General features: G+C 50.3%; 24 protein-coding genes. 8 read left to right on the forward strand and 16 right to left on the reverse strand.

The window, feature by feature from the left end; translation table 11 throughout:
- Together Q0L39_RS05650 and yaaA are read right to left on the reverse strand one after the other, a co-directional pair.
- A partial coding sequence (locus tag Q0L39_RS05650; protein WP_296627432.1) for an arsenate reductase ArsC occupies nt 1-374 on the reverse strand: 374 nt, incomplete at its 3' end.
- On the reverse strand, nt 371-1,123 hold the full coding sequence (gene yaaA, locus Q0L39_RS05655) for a peroxide stress protein YaaA (RefSeq protein ID WP_296627434.1): 753 nt from the start codon (nt 1,121-1,123) through the stop codon (nt 371-373). The genes yaaA and Q0L39_RS05650, both read right to left, overlap by 4 nt.
- Before the next feature lie 197 nt (nt 1,124-1,320).
- Between yaaA and Q0L39_RS05660 the strand changes: the two genes are divergently transcribed.
- Both Q0L39_RS05660 and Q0L39_RS05665 read left to right on the forward strand, forming a co-directional pair.
- Nucleotides 1,321-1,629, forward strand: coding sequence for a TfoX/Sxy family protein (locus Q0L39_RS05660; protein WP_296627436.1), 309 nt, complete (start codon nt 1,321-1,323; stop codon nt 1,627-1,629).
- Between the two features lie 241 nt (nt 1,630-1,870).
- On the forward strand, nt 1,871-2,524 hold the full coding sequence (locus Q0L39_RS05665; protein WP_296627437.1) for a hypothetical protein: 654 nt from the start codon (nt 1,871-1,873) through the stop codon (nt 2,522-2,524).
- Between the two features lie 168 nt (nt 2,525-2,692).
- Here the strand turns inward: Q0L39_RS05665 and Q0L39_RS05670 are convergent, their stop codons facing one another.
- The 6 genes from Q0L39_RS05670 to Q0L39_RS05695 all read right to left on the reverse strand — a co-directional run bounded on the left by Q0L39_RS05670 (nt 2,693) and on the right by Q0L39_RS05695 (nt 9,022).
- On the reverse strand, nt 2,693-3,727 hold the full coding sequence (locus Q0L39_RS05670) for an alcohol dehydrogenase (protein ID WP_296627439.1): 1,035 nt from the start codon (nt 3,725-3,727) through the stop codon (nt 2,693-2,695).
- A gap of 134 nt (nt 3,728-3,861) precedes the next feature.
- Entirely contained in the window at nt 3,862-5,067 is a 1,206-nt protein-coding gene (locus Q0L39_RS05675) for a M20 family metallopeptidase (protein WP_296627441.1), read from the reverse strand.
- A 62-nt stretch (nt 5,068-5,129) separates the two neighbouring features.
- On the reverse strand, nt 5,130-5,867 hold the full coding sequence (locus Q0L39_RS05680) for an amino acid ABC transporter ATP-binding protein (RefSeq protein WP_296627443.1): 738 nt from the start codon (nt 5,865-5,867) through the stop codon (nt 5,130-5,132).
- Nucleotides 5,868-5,915: 48 nt separating this feature from the next.
- Nucleotides 5,916-6,818: a transporter substrate-binding domain-containing protein gene (locus Q0L39_RS05685; protein WP_296627445.1), complete on the reverse strand. Its 903-nt coding sequence runs from the start codon at nt 6,816-6,818 to the stop codon at nt 5,916-5,918.
- A 72-nt stretch (nt 6,819-6,890) separates the two neighbouring features.
- Nucleotides 6,891-7,559 carry an amino acid ABC transporter permease gene (locus Q0L39_RS05690; protein ID WP_296627446.1) on the reverse strand — a complete coding sequence of 223 codons (669 nt, stop codon included), beginning with the start codon at nt 7,557-7,559 and terminating at the stop codon, nt 6,891-6,893.
- A 320-nt stretch (nt 7,560-7,879) separates the two neighbouring features.
- Entirely contained in the window at nt 7,880-9,022 is a 1,143-nt protein-coding gene (locus Q0L39_RS05695; RefSeq protein ID WP_296627448.1) for a glycerate kinase, read from the reverse strand.
- A gap of 240 nt (nt 9,023-9,262) precedes the next feature.
- On the opposite strand from Q0L39_RS05695, the gene Q0L39_RS05700 reads away from it, so the two are divergent.
- Genes Q0L39_RS05700 through Q0L39_RS05710 form a run of 3 tightly spaced genes read left to right on the forward strand, consistent with a single transcriptional unit; the run spans nt 9,263 to nt 11,812 of the window.
- Nucleotides 9,263-10,093 carry a VanW family protein gene (locus Q0L39_RS05700; RefSeq protein ID WP_296627449.1) on the forward strand — a complete coding sequence of 277 codons (831 nt, stop codon included), beginning with the start codon at nt 9,263-9,265 and terminating at the stop codon, nt 10,091-10,093.
- Nucleotides 10,094-10,110: 17 nt separating this feature from the next.
- On the forward strand, nt 10,111-11,598 hold the full coding sequence (locus Q0L39_RS05705; protein ID WP_296627451.1) for an AMP-binding protein: 1,488 nt from the start codon (nt 10,111-10,113) through the stop codon (nt 11,596-11,598).
- A complete protein-coding gene (locus tag Q0L39_RS05710) occupies nt 11,567-11,812 on the forward strand; it encodes a hypothetical protein (RefSeq protein WP_296627452.1) in 246 nt (81 codons plus the stop codon). Before Q0L39_RS05705 ends, Q0L39_RS05710 begins: the two co-directional genes overlap by 32 nt.
- An 89-nt stretch (nt 11,813-11,901) precedes the next feature.
- On the opposite strand, the gene Q0L39_RS05715 is transcribed toward Q0L39_RS05710, so the two are convergent.
- A complete protein-coding gene (locus Q0L39_RS05715; RefSeq protein WP_296627454.1) occupies nt 11,902-12,471 on the reverse strand; it encodes a chromate transporter in 570 nt (189 codons plus the stop codon).
- Nucleotides 12,468-13,013, reverse strand: coding sequence for a chromate transporter (locus tag Q0L39_RS05720; protein ID WP_296627455.1), 546 nt, complete (start codon nt 13,011-13,013; stop codon nt 12,468-12,470). Before Q0L39_RS05720 ends, Q0L39_RS05715 begins: the two co-directional genes overlap by 4 nt.
- 100 nt (nt 13,014-13,113) lie before the next feature.
- On the opposite strand from Q0L39_RS05720, the gene Q0L39_RS05725 reads away from it, so the two are divergent.
- On the forward strand, nt 13,114-13,992 hold the full coding sequence (locus Q0L39_RS05725; protein WP_296627456.1) for a LysR family transcriptional regulator: 879 nt from the start codon (nt 13,114-13,116) through the stop codon (nt 13,990-13,992).
- A gap of 433 nt (nt 13,993-14,425) precedes the next feature.
- Here the strand turns inward: Q0L39_RS05725 and Q0L39_RS05735 are convergent, their stop codons facing one another.
- Nucleotides 14,426-14,650, reverse strand: coding sequence for a DUF3841 domain-containing protein (locus Q0L39_RS05735; protein ID WP_296627458.1), 225 nt, complete (start codon nt 14,648-14,650; stop codon nt 14,426-14,428).
- A gap of 127 nt (nt 14,651-14,777) precedes the next feature.
- Here Q0L39_RS05735 and Q0L39_RS05740 point away from each other — a divergent pair, with 127 nt between their 5' ends.
- The gene (locus tag Q0L39_RS05740; RefSeq protein WP_296627459.1) at nt 14,778-15,464 is read left to right on the forward strand and encodes a TetR/AcrR family transcriptional regulator; all 687 of its coding nucleotides are present in this window, start codon (nt 14,778-14,780) and stop codon (nt 15,462-15,464) included.
- Between the two features lie 101 nt (nt 15,465-15,565).
- Here the strand turns inward: Q0L39_RS05740 and Q0L39_RS05745 are convergent, their stop codons facing one another.
- From Q0L39_RS05745 to Q0L39_RS05765, 5 genes are all read right to left on the reverse strand, one after another.
- Nucleotides 15,566-16,150 carry a molybdenum cofactor guanylyltransferase gene (locus Q0L39_RS05745; RefSeq protein ID WP_296627460.1) on the reverse strand — a complete coding sequence of 195 codons (585 nt, stop codon included), beginning with the start codon at nt 16,148-16,150 and terminating at the stop codon, nt 15,566-15,568.
- 164 nt (nt 16,151-16,314) lie between these two features.
- The gene (locus Q0L39_RS05750; RefSeq protein ID WP_296627462.1) at nt 16,315-16,839 is read right to left on the reverse strand and encodes a 4Fe-4S dicluster domain-containing protein; all 525 of its coding nucleotides are present in this window, start codon (nt 16,837-16,839) and stop codon (nt 16,315-16,317) included.
- A 1-nt stretch (nt 16,840) separates the two neighbouring features.
- Nucleotides 16,841-18,970 carry a molybdopterin-dependent oxidoreductase gene (locus Q0L39_RS05755; RefSeq protein ID WP_296627463.1) on the reverse strand — a complete coding sequence of 710 codons (2,130 nt, stop codon included), beginning with the start codon at nt 18,968-18,970 and terminating at the stop codon, nt 16,841-16,843.
- Nucleotides 18,957-20,222, reverse strand: a complete 1,266-nt coding sequence (locus tag Q0L39_RS05760; protein WP_296627465.1) for an FAD/NAD(P)-binding oxidoreductase — start codon at nt 20,220-20,222, stop codon at nt 18,957-18,959. Before Q0L39_RS05760 ends, Q0L39_RS05755 begins: the two co-directional genes overlap by 14 nt.
- Nucleotides 20,223-20,263: 41 nt before the next feature.
- On the reverse strand, nt 20,264-20,992 hold the full coding sequence (locus tag Q0L39_RS05765; protein WP_296627466.1) for a GntR family transcriptional regulator: 729 nt from the start codon (nt 20,990-20,992) through the stop codon (nt 20,264-20,266).
- A gap of 412 nt (nt 20,993-21,404) precedes the next feature.
- Between Q0L39_RS05765 and Q0L39_RS05770 the strand changes: the two genes are divergently transcribed.
- On the forward strand, nt 21,405-21,962 hold the full coding sequence (locus Q0L39_RS05770) for a TetR/AcrR family transcriptional regulator (RefSeq protein WP_296627468.1): 558 nt from the start codon (nt 21,405-21,407) through the stop codon (nt 21,960-21,962).
- Nucleotides 21,963-22,122 lie beyond the last annotated feature (160 nt).

Here is a 22,122-nt window from a genome sequence, read left to right on the forward strand (position 1 = left end):
AGTTCCTCCACCTTTTGATGGATGCTCTGGATGGTCTGCAAAAAGGAGCTGTCCTCTTTGCCGCTGGGATCTTCCACTCCCCAGTCCTCCCGATATTTACACGGAAGAAATGGGCACTGTACATTGCATCCCATCGTCACCACAATATCAATGGGCGGCAATTTTTCCAGCGTTTTCGAGTATTGGGTGCGCTCCATGTCAATCCCATAGCAGTGCTTGATCAATCGCACTGCATCCTGATTGATCTGCGGCTTTGTTTCGGTTCCCGCCGAATAGCTCTCAAAAACATCTGCTGCCAGTTCTTTTCCCAGCGCTTCTGCAATCTGGCTCCGGCAGGAATTATGTACACAGATAAATGCTACTTTTGGCTTCATCTGCTGCCCTCCTTTAAAAATACCAGCTGTTCCTCGTTGGAATCCTCCTCCGAGAATCGGTAACCCAATCGGTCAAACTGCTGCACCTGCTCGAAATCGGTGATGTTGTGCTCGGCAAGGAAGCGCACCATCTCTCCGCGCGCCATCTTGCACAATGTTCCCTTTTCCACCACCTTATCGCCGATGCGTTCGCCAAAGACACAGGTCACCATCCGAACCTCCTTGGGCAGATGGTCGCTGATACAGCGGCTGTACTCCTTGGAGGCAAGATTCAGGATCAGGCTGCTCTCTGCGCACAGATGTTCTGCCAGCCTGCTGCCCCAAAACTGATAGAGGTCGCGGCAGCCCGCCACCTCCAGCTTGGCCTGCATCTCCAGACGATAGGGACAAACGCCATCCAAAGGACGCAGCACTCCATAAAAGCCGGACAGAATGCGCAGATGTTGCTGCACATAGGCAAACTCCGCGTCGGAAAAGACGTCCGGCGCCATGTACTGATATTGAATCCCGTCGTATGCTAGGAGCGCCGGCGTCAAATTGCCGGTGAGGTGAATCTGCTGCAGCTGCTCAAAGCTCTGCTGTGCCAGTTTGTCGCTGCATTTCCACAGGGATTTGAGTTCTGCAAAGGACAACTCATGAAGCCTGTCCAAAATCTGTCCGCTCTGTTCCAGAAAGGCAGGTAATCCCTGTTCCGGCAGGCTGTCGGTGTCCACTCTCATCTTTTTGGCAGGAGAAATGATAATCCGCATTGGTATCCTCCTTCTGATCGAATCGCTGCTTCGATTGTACCACAGTCTCTGTGTCAAAACAATCGCCGTGGCAGAATTTCATCTGTCTGCAAAAGGGTCCTTCCTTCAAATTGCATTTGGCGGTGGATTTGTTCATACTCCTGTGGTAAAATTTATCATAAAAGAGAAGATAACAAATTGGAATTTGAGGTAAAAATATGGCATCAAGCAGAGAATTCTTAGAGTTTATTTTGGAACAACTATCTGAGTTAGAAGAAATTACCTATCGAGCGATGATGGGAGAGTTTATTATTTATTATCGCGGCAAGATTCTAGGCGGTATCTATGATAATAGATTACTTGTTAAATCAGTAAAATCAGCAATTCGTTATATGCTAACAGTTTCGTATGAATTACCCTATGAGGGAGCAAAAGAGATGTTGTTGGTAGATGAAGTTGATAATAAGAAATTTTTGACCGGCTTGTTTCATGCAATGTATGATGAACTGCCAGCCCCAAAGAGATAAATCCCAGTTTGACATCCCTTAGGACTCCAAGGGCGCACTTCTGTGCTCTCCTGACGGAAGTATTCGTGCGTCCTGCAAAGTTTTATCCTCTGTCAGCAGGAAAACCGGCAGACCGAGAATGTACCGTCACCTCATTTTGTGGCTATCCCATGCAGATGTATAACTTCCACGGTGGAGTTTGCCGCCAGTAAGTGTTATCAATATCTATCAGTCAAATGGTGAACAAGAAAGGGTGATTTCCATGAAAAGAATGTTTGTGTTGATTATGACAGTGATGCTCTGTTTTGCACTGACTGCTTGCAATAAAAAAGTAAGCATCGACTTTCCCTTTGAATTGTCCAGTATCGAAAATGTGGAAATGTTCCGCTTCACTAATCCTACGGATGTGGAGAAAAAAGTGATTACCGAATCCGAAGATATTGAAGGCATTTACCAGACTTTTGAAAGCATTTCTCTGAAAGATAAAAGAACCGAACCTACTACTGGTGGTTCGGTGACCAGTTTCCGATTTCATCTTTCTGATGGTACATCGTATGAGATCATCTATTCAGAGGTTGCTGTAAAATCCGGAAGAATCATCACAACGGATATGGAACAAGATCTCTTCACCTCTGCCGATATAGGAGCAAACTGGGAAAGATACGACTATGAAGCAGTCACTGTATCCGAAGGTGAATTGCCGGTGCTCCCAAAGTCAGAAAATGCAAATCAAGTACGCTTCGGAGACCGAATGGTGGATACAGATCATCTTTCTAAAGAAACGCTTGCGTGGTTGGAATGGTATCATAGTTTGTCTGAAGAAGAACAGGCGGCTGTAAGCTCTATTCCACCTGATTTATATGACCATTTGGGGTTCGCAGATACAGAAGATGCTGAAGCGATAATAACAGAATGAATGCTGTACTTGAGAAAACCGCAGGCTTTCATCGAACGCCAAAAGCTGACCGTCGATCCACACCTTCGTGTGGGAAATCGGCGGTCAGTTTTCTTTATTTTCAGAAAGAACAAAAACGGCACGACCAAAGCCATGCCGTTTCTATTTCCTTCTCAGCTTTTTCCTCTCCTACGGGCGAATCGCTACCTTCATCACACCGTCGCGCTTCTGTTCAAACAGCTCATAGGCTTCCTCAATTTGTTCCAGCGGGTAGGTGTGGGTAATCAGCGGCGTGGTGTCCAGCTTTCCTTCCTCGATCAGCTTCAGGATTTCCTCACAGTCGCATCCATCGACACCGCCGGTCTTAAAGGTCAGGTTTTTGCCGTACATCTGCGGGAGCGGCAACATCTGCGGCTGGTCGTACAGCGCAACTACCGTCACAATCGCATTGGGGCGCGCACACTTCCACGCCAGCTGGAAGGTATCCTCTGCACCTGCCACCTCCAAAACGACGTCTGCGCCGCCGTGGTCGCTGTTTTGCATCACAAACTCCTGCACCTTCTCCGGTCCGACGACCAGAACCTCGGGATAGTGCTGCTGCACAAAACGCACCCGCTCTGCATCGGTTTCACAGACGATGATACGCTTTGGATGGCGGAGCATGACGCACAGCAGCGTACAAATGCCGGTCGGTCCTGCGCCCAGAATCAGCACGGTATCGTCAGCACCGATTTCCGAAATGCGCGCCGCCCAATATCCGGTTGCCAGCACATCGCCTACAAAGAGCGCCTGCTCATCGGTGACGGTATCGGGAATTTTGGTCAAGCCCTGATCGGCAAACGGAACCCGCACAAAGGCAGTCTGTCCGCCGTCGATGCGGCATCCCAGCGCCCAGCCTCCGTTCGGGTCAGTGCAGTTGTTGACATAACCATGCTGACAGAAAAAGCAGCTGCCGCAGAAGGTCTCCACATTGACGGCGACACGATCGCCTGGTTTGAGGTTGGTGACGGCACTTCCTACCGATTCCACCACACCCACCATCTCATGTCCGACGGTGATTCCTGGCACTGCGCGCGGAACCGAGCCGTGTTTGATGTGCAGATCGCTCGAACAGATGCTCGCCAGCGTCACCTTGACAATGGCGTCTCTCGCATCCTGCAGCGCTGGCTTTGGTTTCTCCACGAGCTGAAACTTTCCTTTTTCCACATAGGTATATGCCAACATTGTTATTTCCCCCTTGATTGACGAGAGTTTTATTTTCTCTATCATACCACGTTTTGGAATGGAGTGCAAAAACCGCGCACAAAAACAGGAGCGGGTGAAAGTTCACCCGCTCCTGTTTTTGGATATCGATCAAATTAAAAGCTTCCCTTTTCCAGATAATCCATTGCAATCTGTGCAAAGACCGCGGACATTCTTGGAATGACTTCCTCATCCAGCATAAAATTGCTGGCGTGCAGTCCTGGAGTCTCCACACCTGGTTTCGCAATTCCTGCAAACAGGTAGGCGCCAGGAACGCGGCTGATGTATTCGCTGAAGTCCTCTCCGCCCAGATGCGGTTCATCGTCCAGCTGAATATTCTCTTTTCCGACGATCTTTGCTGCGGCCTCTGCGCAGAAGTCGATCGCCTGCGGCGTGTTGATGACAGCGCCGCTGTATCGGGCAGATACCTCCACCTGTGCGCCGTTTGCCTGTGCAATGCCTTCCGAGATTCGTTTGATGTCTGCGATCATCTGCTCCATCACTTCCTGCTTATCTGCGCGAATGGTTCCTGTCATGGTGCAGCAGTCCGGAATAATATTTCCTTTATCCTGCGGACCAGAATGAATGGTGCAGACCGACAGAACTCTCGCCGTTGTTTCGGGCAGACGGCGGGAAACAATCTGCTGCAAACCTCCATAAATCTGGTTTGCCACTGCAATCGGGTCGATGCACTGATGCGGCCAGGAGCCATGACCTCCTTTGCCGATGACCTTGATGGAAAAGCTGCCTGGATGGCCAAAAGCGCTCTTGCGGGCGATGGCAACCTTTCCAGCCTCTACATCCGGCCAGGCATGTGCTGCAAAGACAGCATCGACGGTCGGATTTTCCAGAACCTTGTCCTCCAAAACCATCTTGCGGCCGCCACCGCCGCCTTCTTCTCCTGGCTGAAAGACAAATTTAATGGTTCCCGCAAATTCATTCTGCAGGTCTGCCAGAATTTTTGCACTTCCCAATAACCAGGAGGTGTGTCCATCATGTCCGCAGGCATGCATCACGCCTGCCTCCTGCGAAGTACATGCCAAGCCTGTGTTTTCCTCAATCGGCAGCGCGTCAATATCAGCACGCAGAAGGACCGTTTTTCCCTCTCCTTTTTTGCCGTGCAGAATACCAATGACGCCTGTTCCGCCGGCAACCTGTGGAATCACCTGCATTCCCTCCAGCTTGGAAAGCTGTTCGGCAATCTTCTGTGCAGTGCGATGCTCCTGCATCGAAAGCTCCGGATGCTGGTGTAAATCTCTGCGAAAGGCGATCAGTTCCGGTGTATACTGTTCTGCCTTTTGTTTAATCAGTTCAGTAATCATGCTGTTCCTCCTTGAGCATACCAAAATCAGGCAGAACTGTGGTAGTTCTGCCTGATTTTATCTTACTTGGTAACAAAGTTTAAGAATTGACGAAGCCTTGGATTCTCCGGATGATCGATGACCTCCTCCGGTGTACCATCCACTACGATCTGTCCGCCGTCCATAAAGATGATGCGGGTGGCAACATTTCTTGCAAAGCGGATTTCGTGGGTGACCAGAATCATCGTCGTGTCTTCCTCAGCCAGCTGTTTGATGGTGTTGAGCACCTCTCCAACCAGCTCTGGGTCCAACGCGGAGGTTGGCTCGTCGAAAAGAAGCACATCCGGATTGACTGCCAGCGCTCTGGCAATGCCGACACGCTGCTGCTGTCCACCGGACATTTTTGCAGGATAAAAATCCTTTCTTTCCAACATTCCAACCTTTTCCAGCAGTTTCAGAGCAATCTGCTCCGCCTCTGCCTTTGGCTTTTTCTGGACGGTGACCAGGGCTTCCATCACATTTTCTTTTGCTGTTTTATTTTTAAACAGATTGTATCCCTGAAAAACCATGGCAGACTGGCGGCGCAGATTGCGCACCTCCTGTCTGGTATGGTGTGCAGCATCCACGGTTACATTTCCCACCCGAACAGTTCCTGTTGTCGGTTCGCACAGGTAGTTGAGGCAGCGAAGCAAGGTGGATTTTCCTGTGCCCGATGGGCCGAGAATCGCTACAACTTCATTTTTTTTGATTTTAAGATTGATGTCCTTGAGCACTTCGGTATCTTTTCCAAAAGTCTTGGACAAGCCTGTTACTTCGACCATCAGCACGCTTCCTTTGTTCAGAATAGATATATTTTTGTTGATATTCTCTTAGTGAGTTGCGGTCAGCCACTCGTCGCTTACCAGCTGGGTCAGATCCTGATAGAACCATTTGGTAACGATTTCGGATACAGTGCCGTCTGCCTGCATTTCTGCCAGAACTTCATTGACATCATCGCGCAGAGCAATACCTTCCTCGGTATCTGCAAACCACCAGCCAACGTTGTTGCCGAACAGCTTTTCATCCAGCTCACGGAACTCCAGGCCCTGTGCTTTTTCAGCTTTTTCGATGTTGGTAACGGTGTTTGCATAAGCATCGATTCTGCCCAGAGAGCAATCCTGGAATCCTGCGTTGGAATCTTCGTAAGTAATAACTTCCCAGTCATATTCTGGAGCCATTGCCTCAACGGTGGACTGAGATGCCTGTCCAGCTGTTACACCGATGCTGCAGCCGCGAAGGTCCTCAAAGGTCTGATACTCGCTGTCCGGCTGTACAATGATAACCTGTGCATCAGCGTAAATTGGGTCAGATGCAACATAGTTTTCCAGACGAGCTTCGGTGATTGCAAAGCAGTTTGCAGCAACCTCTACACGGCCGGTGTCCAGTTCACCAAACAGAGATGCCATATCTGCAACCTGTTTCATCTCGATGGTCCAGCCGGTACGCTCTGCAATTTCTGCCCACAGTTCTGCTTCGACACCGGTCCATGTGCCGTCGTCTGCTACTTTGGAATATGGTTCGCCGGTGCCGGTGGTACCAACGATAACGGTGCGGGACTCGGTGTTGGTCTCACCCTCTGCTTCGGTGCTTTCCTCGGTGGTAGTGCCTTCCGCAGACTGTTCCTCGGTGGTGGACTCGGTCGATGTTTCCTGTGTCTGGGAACCAGAGCAAGCAGCCATCGACATGGTCATCATTGCTGCCAGAACAAAAGCAAGAATTTTTTTCAGTTTCATTTGTATTTCCTCCATATTGAAGTTTTATATTCTTGTAAGACAGATTTCCAACCTGCCTTTCAATCTCCAAAATTATGCGTAGATCGAGTCGCAGCGTTTTTCCAGCACCTTCTGGAATGCGGTCAGAATCAGTGTGATGACCCAGTAAATCAGCATAACGCAGGCATAACACTCGAAGAACTGGAAGGTATTTGCACCTTCGATCTTTGCAGCGCCCATGACGTCACGGACACCGACCAGAAATGCCAGAGAGGACATTTTAAACAGGTTGATCAGATCGTTAAACAATGGCGGCAGCGCAACACGGATGGCCTGCGGAATGACGATTCTGCTGGTCATCTGCCAGCCGGACATACCTAACGACATGGCTGCTTCTCTCTGGCCCTCGTCTACCGAGATCAGCGAGCCGCGGATGGTTTCGGAAACGAACGCACCCATGTTCAAGCTCATGATAACTGCTACTGCAACGGTCGGAGACATGTTCAAAATCCAGGAACTCAGGTTGGCAAGACCATAGTAGAAGAAAAACAACTGTGTCGCTACCGGTGTTCCTCGGATGAATGAAACCCAAACTTTCAGCAGCTGGCTTAATCCCACCACTTTGTAGTAGCTGATCAGTGCAAAGACCATACCGATAATCAGCGAGAAAATCGCACTGATGATCGTCAGGGACAATGTGATATTCAGCTTGCTTGCAACATAGGGCAGGGTTTGAAAAAAGTACTCCCAGTTAAATTTCATATCGTTACCCCTTTTTTAAGACAGTATACAGTCAACAATTCATGAAGCTGCCTTTTTACTATATACTCAAACAAAATTAGTGTCAAGTTACCGAATATATTGAAAAAATATATACAATATTGCCATTTATTGATATTATTTATCGCAATTTACCTTTTCGACAAATTCGTTTCCAGAAGTAAAATTTTATTTATGAAAAAAATATTATTTATATAGATTTTATCTATCGTATAATTTTCATTTATAAATAATTTGAATATTGATTTGTATACAAACAAAAGGCACTCGTTGGGAACGAGTGCCTTTTGTTTGTATCTTATTTATCTGCAAGATGCCTTCCACAACCGAAGCACCTGTTCTGCGGTGAGCATCAAGTTTTCCATGGCTTGCTCTTTTTGCATCGCCTGCTCCAATGTTACAACTTCACGCAAAATCGGGAAAAAAGCGTCGATTCCCTGCCCGTTACAGGCCGTTGCTTCCCTGCTGGTGCAGCCTGCCAGTGCAGCCACCGGCTTGTGGTGCTTTTTGGCAAGAGCCGCTACGCCCACCGGCACCTTGCCCATCATTGTCTGACCGTCCAGCCGACCTTCTCCGGTGATGACCAGATCCGATTGCTGGAACAGTTGTTCTGCTCCCATCTCCTCCATCACCAACTGGATGCCTGGAATAAGCTGTGCGTTCAGAAAGGTCAAAAATGCAAATCCCATTCCTCCTGCCGCTCCTGTTCCTGGTTTCTCTGCATCCGCCTGCGGATAAAGCTGCTTCGCAAGCTGCGCATAGCGGTTCAGCCAGCGGTCCATCCGCTCGATACTTTCAGAAGTTGCTCCCTTCTGCGGACCGTAAACAGCGCTGCATCCGTTTTCTCCGCACAGAGGATTGGATACATCGCAGGCAATGCGGAAGGAACATTCTTTCAGCTGTGGCAGCACATGCGCATTGTCGATGCGAACAAGCTCCTGCAATCCCTGCGCTCCTGGCCGAATTGCATTTCCGTCCCTGTCCAGAAAGTCAAATCCCAGCGCCTGCAGCATTCCAACGCCGCCGTCGTTGGTCGCGCTGCCGCCGATACCGATGATGAAGCGTCGGCAGCCCTGCTCAATGGCATCGAGGATCATCTCTCCCACTCCGCGAGTGGTGGTATACAGTGGATTTCTGCTGGACGGTGGAACCAACGGCAGTCCTGCCGCTGCCGACATCTCCATCACCGCCGTCTGTTTGTCCGGCAATATTCCATAGGTGCAGTCGACCTTTTCTCCCAGCGGTCCGGTGGCACGGAGCTGTCGATAGCCTCCGTTCATCCCGCAGACCAGTGCATCCACCGTTCCTTCGCCGCCATCCGCGATCGGTTTGACTACAACCTCTGCGTCCGGTGCCGCACGCTTGATTCCATTTTTGACCGCCTCACCAGCCTCCAGCGAGGTCATGCTCCCTTTAAACGAATCCATTACCACTGCAATTTTCATATTGCTCCCCCTGTTCACATTGATTTTCCATCTTGCAAACCTCTGCACAGCTTCACTTCTTCTCATTGTACAAAACTTGCCGGTGTTTTGCAATAAGCGCCATTGTTCGAAGCAATTCCAAATATTTTTACAAATGTTTGAAATAAATTATCCGCTGTGCTATAATGAGGAAAAAGTCGGATTCGGAGGAAAGTTTTGTCTTTCTCTGACGGAAATCTTCAAGATCATGGAGGTGAAGAAATGAAACCTCGGAAACTGCTCTGCCAGACCGGTCCTGTCGGCTACTGGATCTCCCTGCGAAAGGAATGGCTGCTGCGGGACTTCAAAACCTGGCGCAGCGGACTTTGCTATGCAACCCATCGGGACCCAACGCCGCTTCCCTGTCTGGTCAAGGGCCACACTTCCCTTTTGATGCGCCATCTGCACGGCGTCGATGCCAGACTCCAACAGGGAAAAATCGAAAACCTGCGTCTGGCAGCGCAGCGGCTCAACGGTATTATCTTAGAGCCAGGAGAATGTTTTTCCTTCTGGAAGCTGATCGGACAGCCCACCAAAGCCAAAGGCTACACCGAAGGATTGGTGATTGCCGGCACACAGCTTCGGCCTGGAATTGCCGGCGGACTGTGCCAGCTGGCCAACATGGTACACTGGCTGGTGTTAAACAGCCCGCTGACCGTCATTGAGCTGCACCATCACTCCGATGCGCTGTTCCCTGATGACCGCCGTACCGTTCCTTTCGGCACCGGAACCTCGGTTTTTTATAAAAATATCGACTATCAATTCCAGAATACCACCGACCAACCGGTTCAGCTGTTGTTCTGGCTGACCGATACCGACCTGTGCGGAGAGCTGCGGACGACCAAACCCTTTCCCTGTCGTTACCGCATTGTGGAGGAGGACAGCCACTTTGTACAGGAAGCGGACGGCTGGTACCGCGTCAGCAAGGTGTATCGTCGGGTAATTGACCGTTCCACCGGCGAGGAGGTCGCACGGGAGCTGGTACTGGACAATCATTCCCGCGTCATGTACGATCCTTCGCTGATTCCCGCCGACCAGATTCGACCGCTGTGACAGAATCGAGGAAAGACATGATTTTAGAACAAATCGCACATCACGCCAACCATCAAGGAGAGAAGATCGCCTACCAAAGCAGCAGCGGCATCATCACCTACCATCAGCTGTGGCAGCAGGCATGTGCACTCGGACAATGGCTGCAACAGCAGTCCGGACCGGTCATGGTCTGCGGACAGAAGGAACCGCTTGTTCCGGTTGCCTTTCTCGCCTGTCTGCTGGCAGGACGGCCGTATCTCCCTACGACGCCGCAGTTTCCGGTCGGTCGCCTGCAGACAATTTGTCAGCAAGCGGACGTTTCCACCGTTCTCTGTACCGGCCCTGTTCCTCCGCTGACGGACGTTTCCCTGATCGACGCCGAGCAGCTACAACAGCTCTGCTGCCGCAGCGTGCAGCCGTTTACATTGCCGAATAACCCTGCGAGGGACGCCTATTGGCTGTTCACTTCCGGCAGCACCGGCACTCCCAAAGGAGTACGCATCTCGGTCGGCGCTCTGGAAAACTTTGTCCGATGGATGCTCTCCCTTCCTGCCGTTGCAGATTGCGCACAGGGAATCGCTGTCAATCAGGCGCCGTTTTCCTTCGATCTCTCGGTAGCAGACCTCTGGCCCACCTTGGTCGCCGGAGGAAGCATCTTTGCTTTGGACGACAGACAACAGAGCGACCTCCCGCAGCTATATCAGGCGCTCGGGCAGAGCGGTGGTTCCCGTCTAAGCTGCACTCCTTCTTTTGCCCGACTTTGCCTGTGCGACGCTCTGTTCTGTGAAAAACTGATGCCCAGGCTGCAAACCATCTTTCTGTGTGGAGAAACCCTTTCTGCCCGTACAGCCCGCAGTCTGATGGAGCGATTTCCTCACCTGCGTGTTCTCAACGCCTACGGTCCGACCGAAGCCACCTGCGCCGTGACCGCTGTCCAAATCACAACATGCACCGACCCGCTTCCTGTCGGCAGGATTGTCGACGCTGCCTCCCAGATTTTGATCTTGGATGCAGCCGGACACCCTCTCCCAGAACAGACGACCGGCGAGATTGCCATTGTCGGTCCCAGCGTCGGACTGGGATATGTCAACACCTCTCAGGGAGGCTTTGGAGGCTGGAATGGAATGCCGCTCTATCGCACCGGAGATGCCGGTCAGATACGGGACGGTCTGCTGTGGTATCAGGGACGGCTGGACCGACAGATCAAATACAAGGGCTACCGCATCGAGCCGGAGGAAATCGAAGCTGTACTGCTTTCATGGCCGGAGGTGCGCGCTGCTGCTGTGCTGCCGATAAACCGCCGAGGAACCGTAGCCGGACTTGCCGCCGTGGTAGAATGGGAAGGCACTCCGCTTGATTGGGCAGAGTGCAGGCAGCGGCTTAAGCAGCATCTGCCCTCTTATATGTATCCACGATGCTGGAAAACCATCGAGCAGATGCCCATGACCCGCCATGGGAAATGCGATCTGCACCGTCTGGAGGAGATGTTAAACGATGAATCAGAAAGAATTAAGACAGGCGATTGAACAGCTGCTGGTGGATGCCTGCGGCACCACCGACGTGCTGGTTCCAGGAGTGGACCTGCTGGAGAGCGAACTGTTGGACAGTCTAGGGATGATCTCCCTGCTGGATGGGCTGGAGGACCTCGGATTCGAGATTCAGCCCACACAGGTCGACCGCTCCTGTTTTCGGACGCTGGAAGGCATCCTTTCACTGTGCCACTGTGAAACTAAAGCATAATGATTCGCTGAACAATGATACAAAAAAATCCCTTTCTTTCCTGCTGGTGTACAGGAAAGAAAGGGATTTTTATATCGCAGAAAAGTTTTTTACATCTGGAAAACCAGTCCGACCACCGCTGCCATGCCGATGTAGGCGATAGGATGCAGCTTAAATTTCCGCAGCAAAACAAACAGAATCGCTGCCAGAAGAATCGCTGGGAAGTTGATGATGGCAATCAGATCACTTACATTGGTGATGGTTCCTACTTCTGTATGCAGAAACGCCATCTGTGCAACGCTCAGGCTGGCTGCCACGATCAAGCCGGTGGATGCCGGACGCAGTGCCTTGAATACCGCCTCGACGATAGGCGAGTTTTTAAACTGCTCCATACATTTTGCGACCAGCACAATGATGACCACCGACGGGAATGCCAGTGCCAGTGTCGCACAGATCGCACCTGGAACGCCGCTGGTCAGGTAGCCGACATAGGTGGACATGTTGATGCCGATAGCACCTGGTGTCGACTCGGAAATCGCAATCAGGTTCAGGATGTCCTGGTTGGTAAACCAGCCTGTTTTTTCTGCCATTTCATAGAGGAATGGCAGCGTAGCAAGTCCTCCGCCTACTGCAAAAAACCCTGTTTTACAAAATTCATACATTAAACGAAGTAAAATCATGCTTTCTTTCTCCCCATTACATAATAGATCAGATAACCAACAACACCTGCACCGATGACAAGGATGATAGTAGAAACGCCCGTAAAGGCGGACAGAGCGACAATCGCCAGAAAGATGATGACGCTGAATTTATCAACGATGGATTTTTTGCCCAATTTCAGCACAGCGTCCAGAATCAGCGCACATACACAGATGCGGATTCCCGCAAAGGCGTGCTTGACCACCGGCAGAGAGGCATAGTTTGTCATAAACGCTGCAATCAGCACGATAACCAGGATGGACGGGCTCAAAAATCCGAGTGTCGCGGCGATCGCACCTGGCAGCTTGTGGCATTTATAACCGATAAAGGTCGAGGTGTTCAGCGCGATGATGCCTGGAGTGCACTGTCCGATGGCATAATAGTCCATCAGCTCCTCCTCGCTTGCCCATTGGTATTGTTCTACGATGACCCTTTGGAGCAGCGACAGCATCGCATATCCTCCTCCAAAGGTACAGATACCGATGCTGAAAAACACACGGTACAGTTTCCAAAGTTCTTTCATACATTTCTCTCCTTTTTTGCGGCGGATCTACTTTTTTCTGGTCTTTTCTGCGCTTTCTGCTATAATAGGAAGTAATACTTGGCAGAAAGAAGGAACCCTCATGAAATTATCTCAGCTGGAATATTTTCAGACCGTGTGCCGGCATAACAATCTCACCAGAGCCGCCGAGGAGCTTCACATCTCCCAGCCTGGCCTGACACATGTCATTCATGAGTTGGAGCAGGAATTTGGTCTCACCCTGTTTCTGAGGCAAAACAAAGGTTTGGTGCTGACCGAAGAAGGCCGCCAGTTTCTCAACGAAACCAATCTTCTGCTGGAGCAGACCGACAGCTTTGTCAACCGGATGAAGTTTCTGGGGCAGTCCAAACAGGTCATCCACCTTGGGCTTGCACCTGCCAGTGCCACCTTGCTGTTTACGCCGATCATGCAGGAGCTGCACCGCCGGCATCCGCAGATCAAGGTGAACATCGTCGAAAACGGGAGCCTGATGAGTCATCAGAAGGTGCTGGACGGAAAGCTGGACATCGCTGTGCTCTCCACCGATTCGCCTATGTCCGCCGCCTTTGGACATTACAAGCTGACCGATTCGCGCATCTGTCTCTATCTCTCCCGAAAACACCCGCTGGCCGCAGCCGACAGTCTTTCTCTGCAGGACCTCTGCCGGATTCCGCTGGTCATGCCCACCGAGGACTCCTTTTTGACCACCAATGCCCTGAAAACCTGTGCCCAGCAAAAGCTGATACCTCACATGATTCTGAACACCAACCAGATCTCCATTATCCAGCAATTTGTGGAGAGCAACACCGCCGGAACGCTGCTGTTCCACAACACCATCCCAGAAAATGACCTTTGTAAGGCCATCGAACTGCCGGAATTTGCACCGGTGTACATCTATCTGATTTGGAATCAGTATAATCCGCTGAGCACAGCGGTCAAGCATTTTATCAGCGCGGCAAAAACAGTCTACCCTGCTCCATAGCCGATTTTTATTATACTGATGAATCGCGTGAAAATCTAATACTTTAAAGTTATTCTGTCATCAATTTTTCTTATGACAGATACAAATTTTTCGCATATTCGCTTGTATCCAAAATAAAAGCCATCAAAAAGTCAGAAGGTATGGTGCTGTTCCTGACTTTTTGATGGCTTGTTTTTATTACAAAAGCTCGGAGAATCCTCCGAGCTTTTGTAATAAAGGGTTTCATATGTAAAGAAGTTTGGGGATTTCAAAAAGTGATTATTTCTCCTGTCGCAATGCCTTAACTAACGACACACAGGTAAACAGCATAATAAAGATAAACGGAAATGCTGCTGCAACAAACACTATCAGAACGTTCCGCAGACGATTCTGCCATCCACGTTCGGTTTCTCCAATGAGTGCTTCTAAAACAGAACTGATTAAACCTAGTCTTTTAATTCCCATTCAAACTAAACCAGATGGGATACTCCTGATCCTCCCGAATGGTAAGGTACCGGCGGGCAGTTTTGGTATACCATCGGTACAGCTTGAGATAATAGTCGGACATGGAACCATTTTTCTGGCGGATATACGCTTCTTTTACCTGATAAGTACCTTCCCGACACAGTTGTTCCCACACCTGAGGAACCTGTCTGGTCCATAATGTGATCGTTTCCATCCTTCTTCCCTCCTCGGATGATAACAGCTTATTGTCTTTTTTTCGGATTTGTGGTATAGTAATGGATAATAGCAGTAATCGCGCTTATTGTCAAGAAGATTATCACAAACAAGAGGAGTGTAGCGACATGGCAGAATGCGAAAAAGACGAGCAGAAAGCCAAAAATGCCGTCTGTTTTATCAAAGCAACCCAGGAATTGATCGACACTGAAGGACTGGACAAGTTGTCCATCCGCAAGATTGCAGAGAAGGCAGGATTTCACAATTCCACCATCTATCTCTACTTCAAGGATCTGCAGCATCTGATTCTGCTGGCCTCGCTCAAGCACTTTGCTGAGTACAACCATACCCTTGCCGAGTACAGCCGTCAGCAGCGTTCCCCCGAGGAGTCCTTCTTTGCCATCTGGGAGGCTTTCGGAAAAACTGTTCTGCAAAATCCGCCGATCTTTTACAACTTTTTCTTTGGCAAGTACAGTCAGAATCTGACACCGATCATCCGTCAGTACTATGAGCTGTTTCCTGAGGAAAAGGAGGAGTATTCCAAGGAAATCGAAAGCATGTACTACGGCAACAGCATTCAGGAACGCTGTCTGCAAATCCTGGCGCCGCTTGCCGATCATCCTACTGTCCGCGTCACCTCGGACAATATGGAACTGGTAAACTCGATCATTGTCAGCTGTTTGAAGGACTTGCTTCAGCAAAAATGTGAAAATCCTGCGCTGGATTCACAGCAGCTCAACGCCAATTTTCTGTCGATGTTAAGTTACATTATCGGCTATCAAGGAGAGATTCCTTCTTTCTTCCACGCAAACTAAATTTTCTTTTCATAGAACAACAGACCGCGTTTCAGGCACCTGAAACGCGGCCTGTTGTTCTATTGCCAATTCTTTTATATCAGACAGAATGTTTTTTCCGGTTACGACTCTGCCCTCTGCTGTAAAAGCTGCTCATATTCCTGTGGCGTATTGATGTTTTGCAGCATCGCACACAGCGTTGGCTGGTCGGAAAGCTCCACATAGCAGATATTTGCCTGTGCCAATGCATCCCGCAGGCGGTAGTTTCCTTCGCGCAGACAAGCTTCAAAAACCGGCAACAGTCGCTTGGTATAGACGGCTGCCAGCGGTTGCATTCTGCCATTTACAACCGCTACCACACCGTCATGTTCTCCCAGAAAGGTGCAAAGGTAGCGATAAAACTCCATCGTCAATAGCGGTGTATCGCACGCCGCCACCAGAAGGAGGTCACTTTCACAGCGCTTTAAGCTGGCGTGCAGTCCGCCCATCGGCCCGCAGCCGGAATATTCATCCCGAACGATCTGACAATTCGGAACATCCGTCGGTGTATTTTCTCCGCAGGAAAGGTAAATCCGGTTTGTCTGAGGTGCCAGCTGCTGTATCAACCGTTGGGTGAAGGTCAGCTCTCCCAACTTCAGATTTCCTTTGTGGAATCCGCCCATCCGGCGGCTGCCTCCTCCGGCAAGGATGACTGCATCTGCCTCCAAAACTGCTTCCTCCTTCCTACACCCGCACCTTGTTTAAGCCGCACGGATGTTCTGTTTTTCTCTGCGATTGCGTTTATCTTTTGGACACTGCCATGAGCCATCCTTCCGCATATCATCTTCTCTACATTCTCCCGCGACAGTGTACTTTTTGCCTTCATTGCTTCCTATACCTGCGCTTTCAGCAGCTCCAGGCTGCTCTGACGCAGCGAATGCTGTGCAGGAATCGCCTGCTGTGGATCATCCAAATCCACCAGCTGAAGCGCTCCAAACGGACAGGCCTTGACACAGGCAGGGAGCATCCCATGCTGGATGCGCAGATAACAGCCGTCGCACTTGGTCATCTTGCCGTCCGCTCCAAAGGCAGGAACTCCATAAGGACAGGCCATTGCGCAGCTGTGACAGCCGATGCAATTTGTCGTATCGTAGATGGTCATTCCCGTTTCAGGGTCTTTGCTCAAGCAGGCAGAAGGACATCCGACAATACAAGGTGCATCGGTGCAGTGCATACATCCCAGCGACAAATGATGGAAGCAAACCTTTCCATCTTCCAGCTGCTCCATATCGAAAATATTGCGGCGAGGGCGTCTGCCATCCTGTACAACAAAATCGTTCTGGTCCATACATGCCACTGTGCAGGCGCCGCAGGAGACGCATTTGCTCATATCCAAATCAATGACGTACCGTTTCATGCTAAACCTTCTTTCTCATTCCACAGCGGGTAGAGTTATACGCCGGAAATCCCGAGTAAGGGTCCACATGGGTACCGGACATCAGCATATTTACATCCGCTTCGGAGTAACCGTGATAGAAATAAATCACCGATTTTGGCACTCGGTGGGTCGGATTTGCTTTGACACAGATGGTACCGCGCGGCGTATACAGCTCCATGTCATCTCCTTTTTCCAGTCCCAGCTGGGCAGCATCCTCCACAGAAATATCCGCCGTAGGAGCGGGACGCAGGCTGCGCGTCCAGGAAACTTTGTGCAGGCGGGAGTGGAGCGCATTCGGAAGTCTTCCGCCCGAACACAGCCGGTAAGGATATATTGTTGGGTCCTCCTCATCCAACGGTTCGCAATAGGTCGGCAGGGCATCCAATCCCCATTCGGGATGGGAGGCAATCAGCTCCGAATACAGCTCAAACTTTCCGGTAGGAGTGTCCAGTCCCTGTTCCAGCTTTTCTCCTGGAACAATAGCTCTTGCGTTTGGAACGTGAATCGGTACATCGCTCTCCTTGAGCTGTTCCATGGTAATATCCAGATCCTGCAGGATAAAGCGAATATTTTCCTCATATCCGGCTTCCAGCATCTCATCTCCCAGCTTCATCACCTTCGCCAGGTCGCACAGAATTTCGGCGTCCGACTTGCTCTGACCCACCCGATCAATCGCAGGTTTGGTCAGCCATGCGTAGCCTCCAGGATAGGTTTCCAGCTCTCCTCGTTCATAGGAACTGCAGACCGGCAGCACCAGATCTGCCAGCTTGGCAGTGTCTGTGAGAAACAAATCGGTATCCACAAAGAAATCCAGCTTCAACAGCGCCTCGCGCAGACGATTGTCGTCCGGCAGCATCCGATAGTTCATTCCCATGGCAAAGATCGCCTTGATCGGATGTGGGTCCTCCTCCAGAATCTGTCGCGCCAGATCCACCACCTGCATCTCGCGCTCCATGTGGTACCACAGCGGAAACTTTTGTGAGCCTACCGCCGGTTTGGTATTCTTCGGCTCTGTCCCGTCGGCAAAGGTATCCTCCAGCGTCGAAAAGCCTGCTATCTGATGGGTAAAAGTGTGCTTGGAGGGCAGCTGACCTCCCTGACGGTCAAAATTTCCGGTCAGTGCAGAAAGCGCCATGATCGCCCGATAGTTCTGGAATCCGTTTTTATGGTGAGGAATCGGCGCGCTGTTTTCGTTGATCGCCATGGAGCTGCTCTGATGGATCATCTCGCACGCTTCCATCACCTGCTCATAGGGCACGCCGGTCAGCTGTTCGATGTTGCTCTCATTAAACTGCTTGACATATTCGGCATAGGCTTCGAAGCCATGCACATAGCGGTCGATGTAGTCTTTGTCGATCCATCCCTTTTGGATGAGGATATTTGCCATGCACATCGCCAAGGCGCCATCTGTTCCAGGATACGGACGCAGGTGCAGGTCGCACATCTTTTCCACAGTAGGAGTAATCATCGGGTCGACAACGATGATCTTCATTCCCTTTTTGCGGCACTTTTCTGCGCTCTGCGCCTTCAGATAACCCGAATAATAGGGATTGAACGCCCAGCCAAGAAGCAGGTCGCAGTGCTCCATGTCCGGTCTTGCCAGCTGTCCCACCGCTGTTTTCCACGCCATCCATCCTGCGGTCATGCAGGTGCTGGACTCGGTGCCATAGTTCATGGTGCCAAAGGAGTGGGCAAACCGCCGCAGCCACGGACGATACCACTTGTTGTATCCTCCAAAGAAAGCCACCGCATCGGCTCCGTCCTTCTCTTTGATCTGACCAAGGCGGTCGGCAATCTCCCTGTATGCCTCCTCCCAACTGATCGGAACAAACTTTCCTTCTCCGCGCTCTCCAACTCTTTTGAGCGGCGTCAGAATGCGATCCTCCCGATAGGCAAACTCTCTGCCTGCCAATCCTTTGGTGCAAAGGTGTCCCTGATTTCGAGGATGTTCGTCCATGCCCTCCAGTTTCAGCATCTTTCCATCCTTCACATACGCATTGACGCCGCAATTAAAGGACGGGCTGCAGATAGCACACACGGTATGTTTGATTTCAATTCCCGTTTGCGGACAGGGAATCTTTGCTTTTATCAATTTATCAATGGCATCCATGGATTTTCCCCTCCAATTCGTCCAAAAATGCAGAAGACAGTCCGGCGCTCTCCAGCGCAGCACGCTGGTAAACCGGCAGTTTTCCCGTATCTCCGCCAAACAGACGGAGCATATAGTTTTTCACAATACCGCTGATGCTGCAATTATCCAGAATATTGGCTCCTGCAATGCGGTGATCCTTCAGTACCAGCCGGATATACATTCCTTTGCCCAGTGTGCCGTATTCCAGCACCTCGCCTTCGATCCGGTTGTCGCCAAAGCCGATAAAGTCCATCTCCATAAAGCGGGTGATGTTGTGGAGGATATTTCCCTCGTACACCATCTCCTGCCCTGCCATGTTGTTGCCCGCAGTCGTTCCCTGCCGGTTGGCATTTGCCCACAGTCCGATCAGCTGGGTTTGCCCGTTTTCCAGATTGTTTCCTTCGCAGCAGTCACCTGCGGCATAGATGCCTGGTACATTGGTCTGCATATGCTGGTCAACGATGATGCCCTTTCCCAGTGCAATCTTTTCATCGACCACCTGTGTATTGGTTCTGGTGCCGATGCACAATCCCACAATATCCGTCGGGATGCGGCTGCCGTCGGTCAGAACCGCGATCTGCTGGCCGTCTTCCTCCTCCATGTGGTCGATGGTCACGCTGAATTTCAGATGTACGCCCTGCTGCTCCACCCGTTCCTGAATGACCTGAGCCACCTGCGGATAGGCTGCCAGCGGGAAGATATACGGTGCAAGATCCAAAAGCCAGGTGTTGATTCCCTGCTTTTGCAGCACTTCCACCACCTTGATTCCTACCATCGAGGCGCCGACGACGATGGCGTTTTTGACATCGCCCTGCTGCAAGCGTTCCTTCAGCCGCTGCGCATCCTCCACCGTCCGCATGAGGTAGGCATTTTCCGGCTTCAATCCCTTTACCGGCGGTGCAAAGGCACGCGCACCGGTGGCAATCAGGATGCGGTCATACTCTTTTTGTCCGTTGGCGGTTTCTACACTGTGCTCCTCGCTGTGGACCTTGATGGCCTCCTCCTGATGCAGCTCAAACGGAAACTCCTTTTGAATAGATTCCAGACTTCCAAACGGAAACATTCCCTCATACTCCAGCTTTCCCACCGCATAATAGGTGGTCAGCATCGGATTATACGGCGGCATGGACGTATTGGTGTAGACATCAATCTCACCCTTCGGGTCCTGCGTCCGAATCGCTTTCAGCGCATGATAGCCGGCTGTTCCAAAGCCTACGATCGCATATTTCATAACAATTCCCCCTTTGACATCCTTGCATCCTGCAAGATAGATTAACAGCAAAATTCCTCAAAATACTGCTTGTATACCTGATAGATCCAATCGCAATGCATCAGCATGTGATAATAAGCATATTCGCTGTCATGCGCCTGAATTGCATGGAAAATCTGTTCATGCTGCCGCCGGATCTCTTCCCGATATTTCTGCTGCTGCGCCGGTACAATCAACGGCAGTGAGCGCATCGCTCCGGAAGGCACGACGATCGCCTCCCATACCTGATCCATCAGCGGATTTTTCAGAATATCCCACAGACAGCGGTGGAAGGACTGATTCTCCTCTCCATCCTCCATGGGATAGCCGGAAATTTCCATCATGATATTTTCTGGATGCTCCTGCACCCGTTTCAGCCGCTCAATGTCCTCCTGCGTGGCAACTATCGCTGCCTGCTTTGCCAGCGCCGGCTCGATCATCCGGCGGGCACTGCTGGAAAGTTCAAACTGTTTCCAGCACTCCTCCAGATGATCCCGCATTTCCCCTGGATTGAGAAGCTCCTTCCAGTCCATGATCACGCGGCTTCCTTTTCCCTGCTGTGTCTCGATGATTCCTGCCTCTGCCAACATTCTCAGCGCCTGCCGCACAGTAACACGGCTGACGCCGGTCTGTTCCATCAGTTCCTTCTCGCTTGGAAGAATCTGTCCTTTTTGGTAAACTCCCAGGCGTATCGACGATTTAATTTGATCAAACACCTGCATATAAAGAGGGTGGCTAGATAATTTTCTCATCCGACTCACTCCTTTTTTAAACTGGACGGCTATCTTTTCACTAGCCTCTATTTGGATGATACAACACATCTTATTTTAAGTCAAGTTTTGCCTATATTTTCATGAAACTCATCTTCTTTAACCCACGGATATTGATACAAATCAGCATAATCTTAGAAGGATTCCCACTCCTTTGTCCTTGTCAAATCCCTTGTTTCTGCTATCTTGCCTCCTTTAATCAAAGCTGCCTCTCTTTTTCTGAGCCGCTCATCAACTTATCTTATTATAATAACTGTTGTCATGTTTTTATGTTGCCACAAGATTGTATCAACGTATTTCCAGATTCGGAATTGTCTGATTTCCTCCCAAAACACCGATTGACAAACCAGGGATGACACCTTATAATGAACATTGTTCATATTGAGGTGATTGGATGAATACTGTTGTAACATCAAAAGAAGAAATTTTGAAAACCAGTCGGGAACTGATCCAGCAACAGGGTTGGTCTGCGGTGAACATTCGCTCTGTTGCTGCTGCCTGCGGTGTATCGGTGGGATCTATCTATAATTATTTTGATTCCAAAGCGGAACTGGTGGGCGCCACAGTAGAAAGTGTCTGGTGCGAGATTTTTCACCGTCCAGAGGATGGCGCTGTATTTGAGGATACACAAGCCTGCATTGTATGGATGTATGAGCGGATGGAATATGGCTGCAAGCAGTATCCTGGCTTCTTTACCCTCCACTCTCTGGGATTCATGCGGGAAGATAAGTCGGATGGAAAACGGCGGATGCAGCAAACCTGGCAGCATATTTTAGAAGGTTTGTGTTCCGTTTTAAAGAGAGATGCCAACATTCGTGCTGATGCTTTCACAGAACAGTTTACTGTGGAAAAATTTGCCAATGTTCTGTTCTCTCTGATGCTGTCCGCCTTACTGCGGCAGGACTATGACCCAAGTTCTGTGCTGGAGATCGTCCGCAGGACTCTCTATTAAAATTCCTGCTTCGAGGTAGGAATTTTTTCATCGCTAAAATGAACATTGTTCAATTAAAGGAGGCTATCTATGAAAGTAAAACGAAACACCCTGCTGCTCCTGGCCTGTCTGGTGTGGAGTGCGGCGGGCTTTAACATCCTGCGCATCGGACTGATTGCAT

This window comes from uncultured Negativibacillus sp. (assembly GCF_944388365.1).
In the GTDB taxonomy this organism is placed as follows: Bacteria; Bacillota; Clostridia; order Oscillospirales; family Ruminococcaceae; genus Negativibacillus.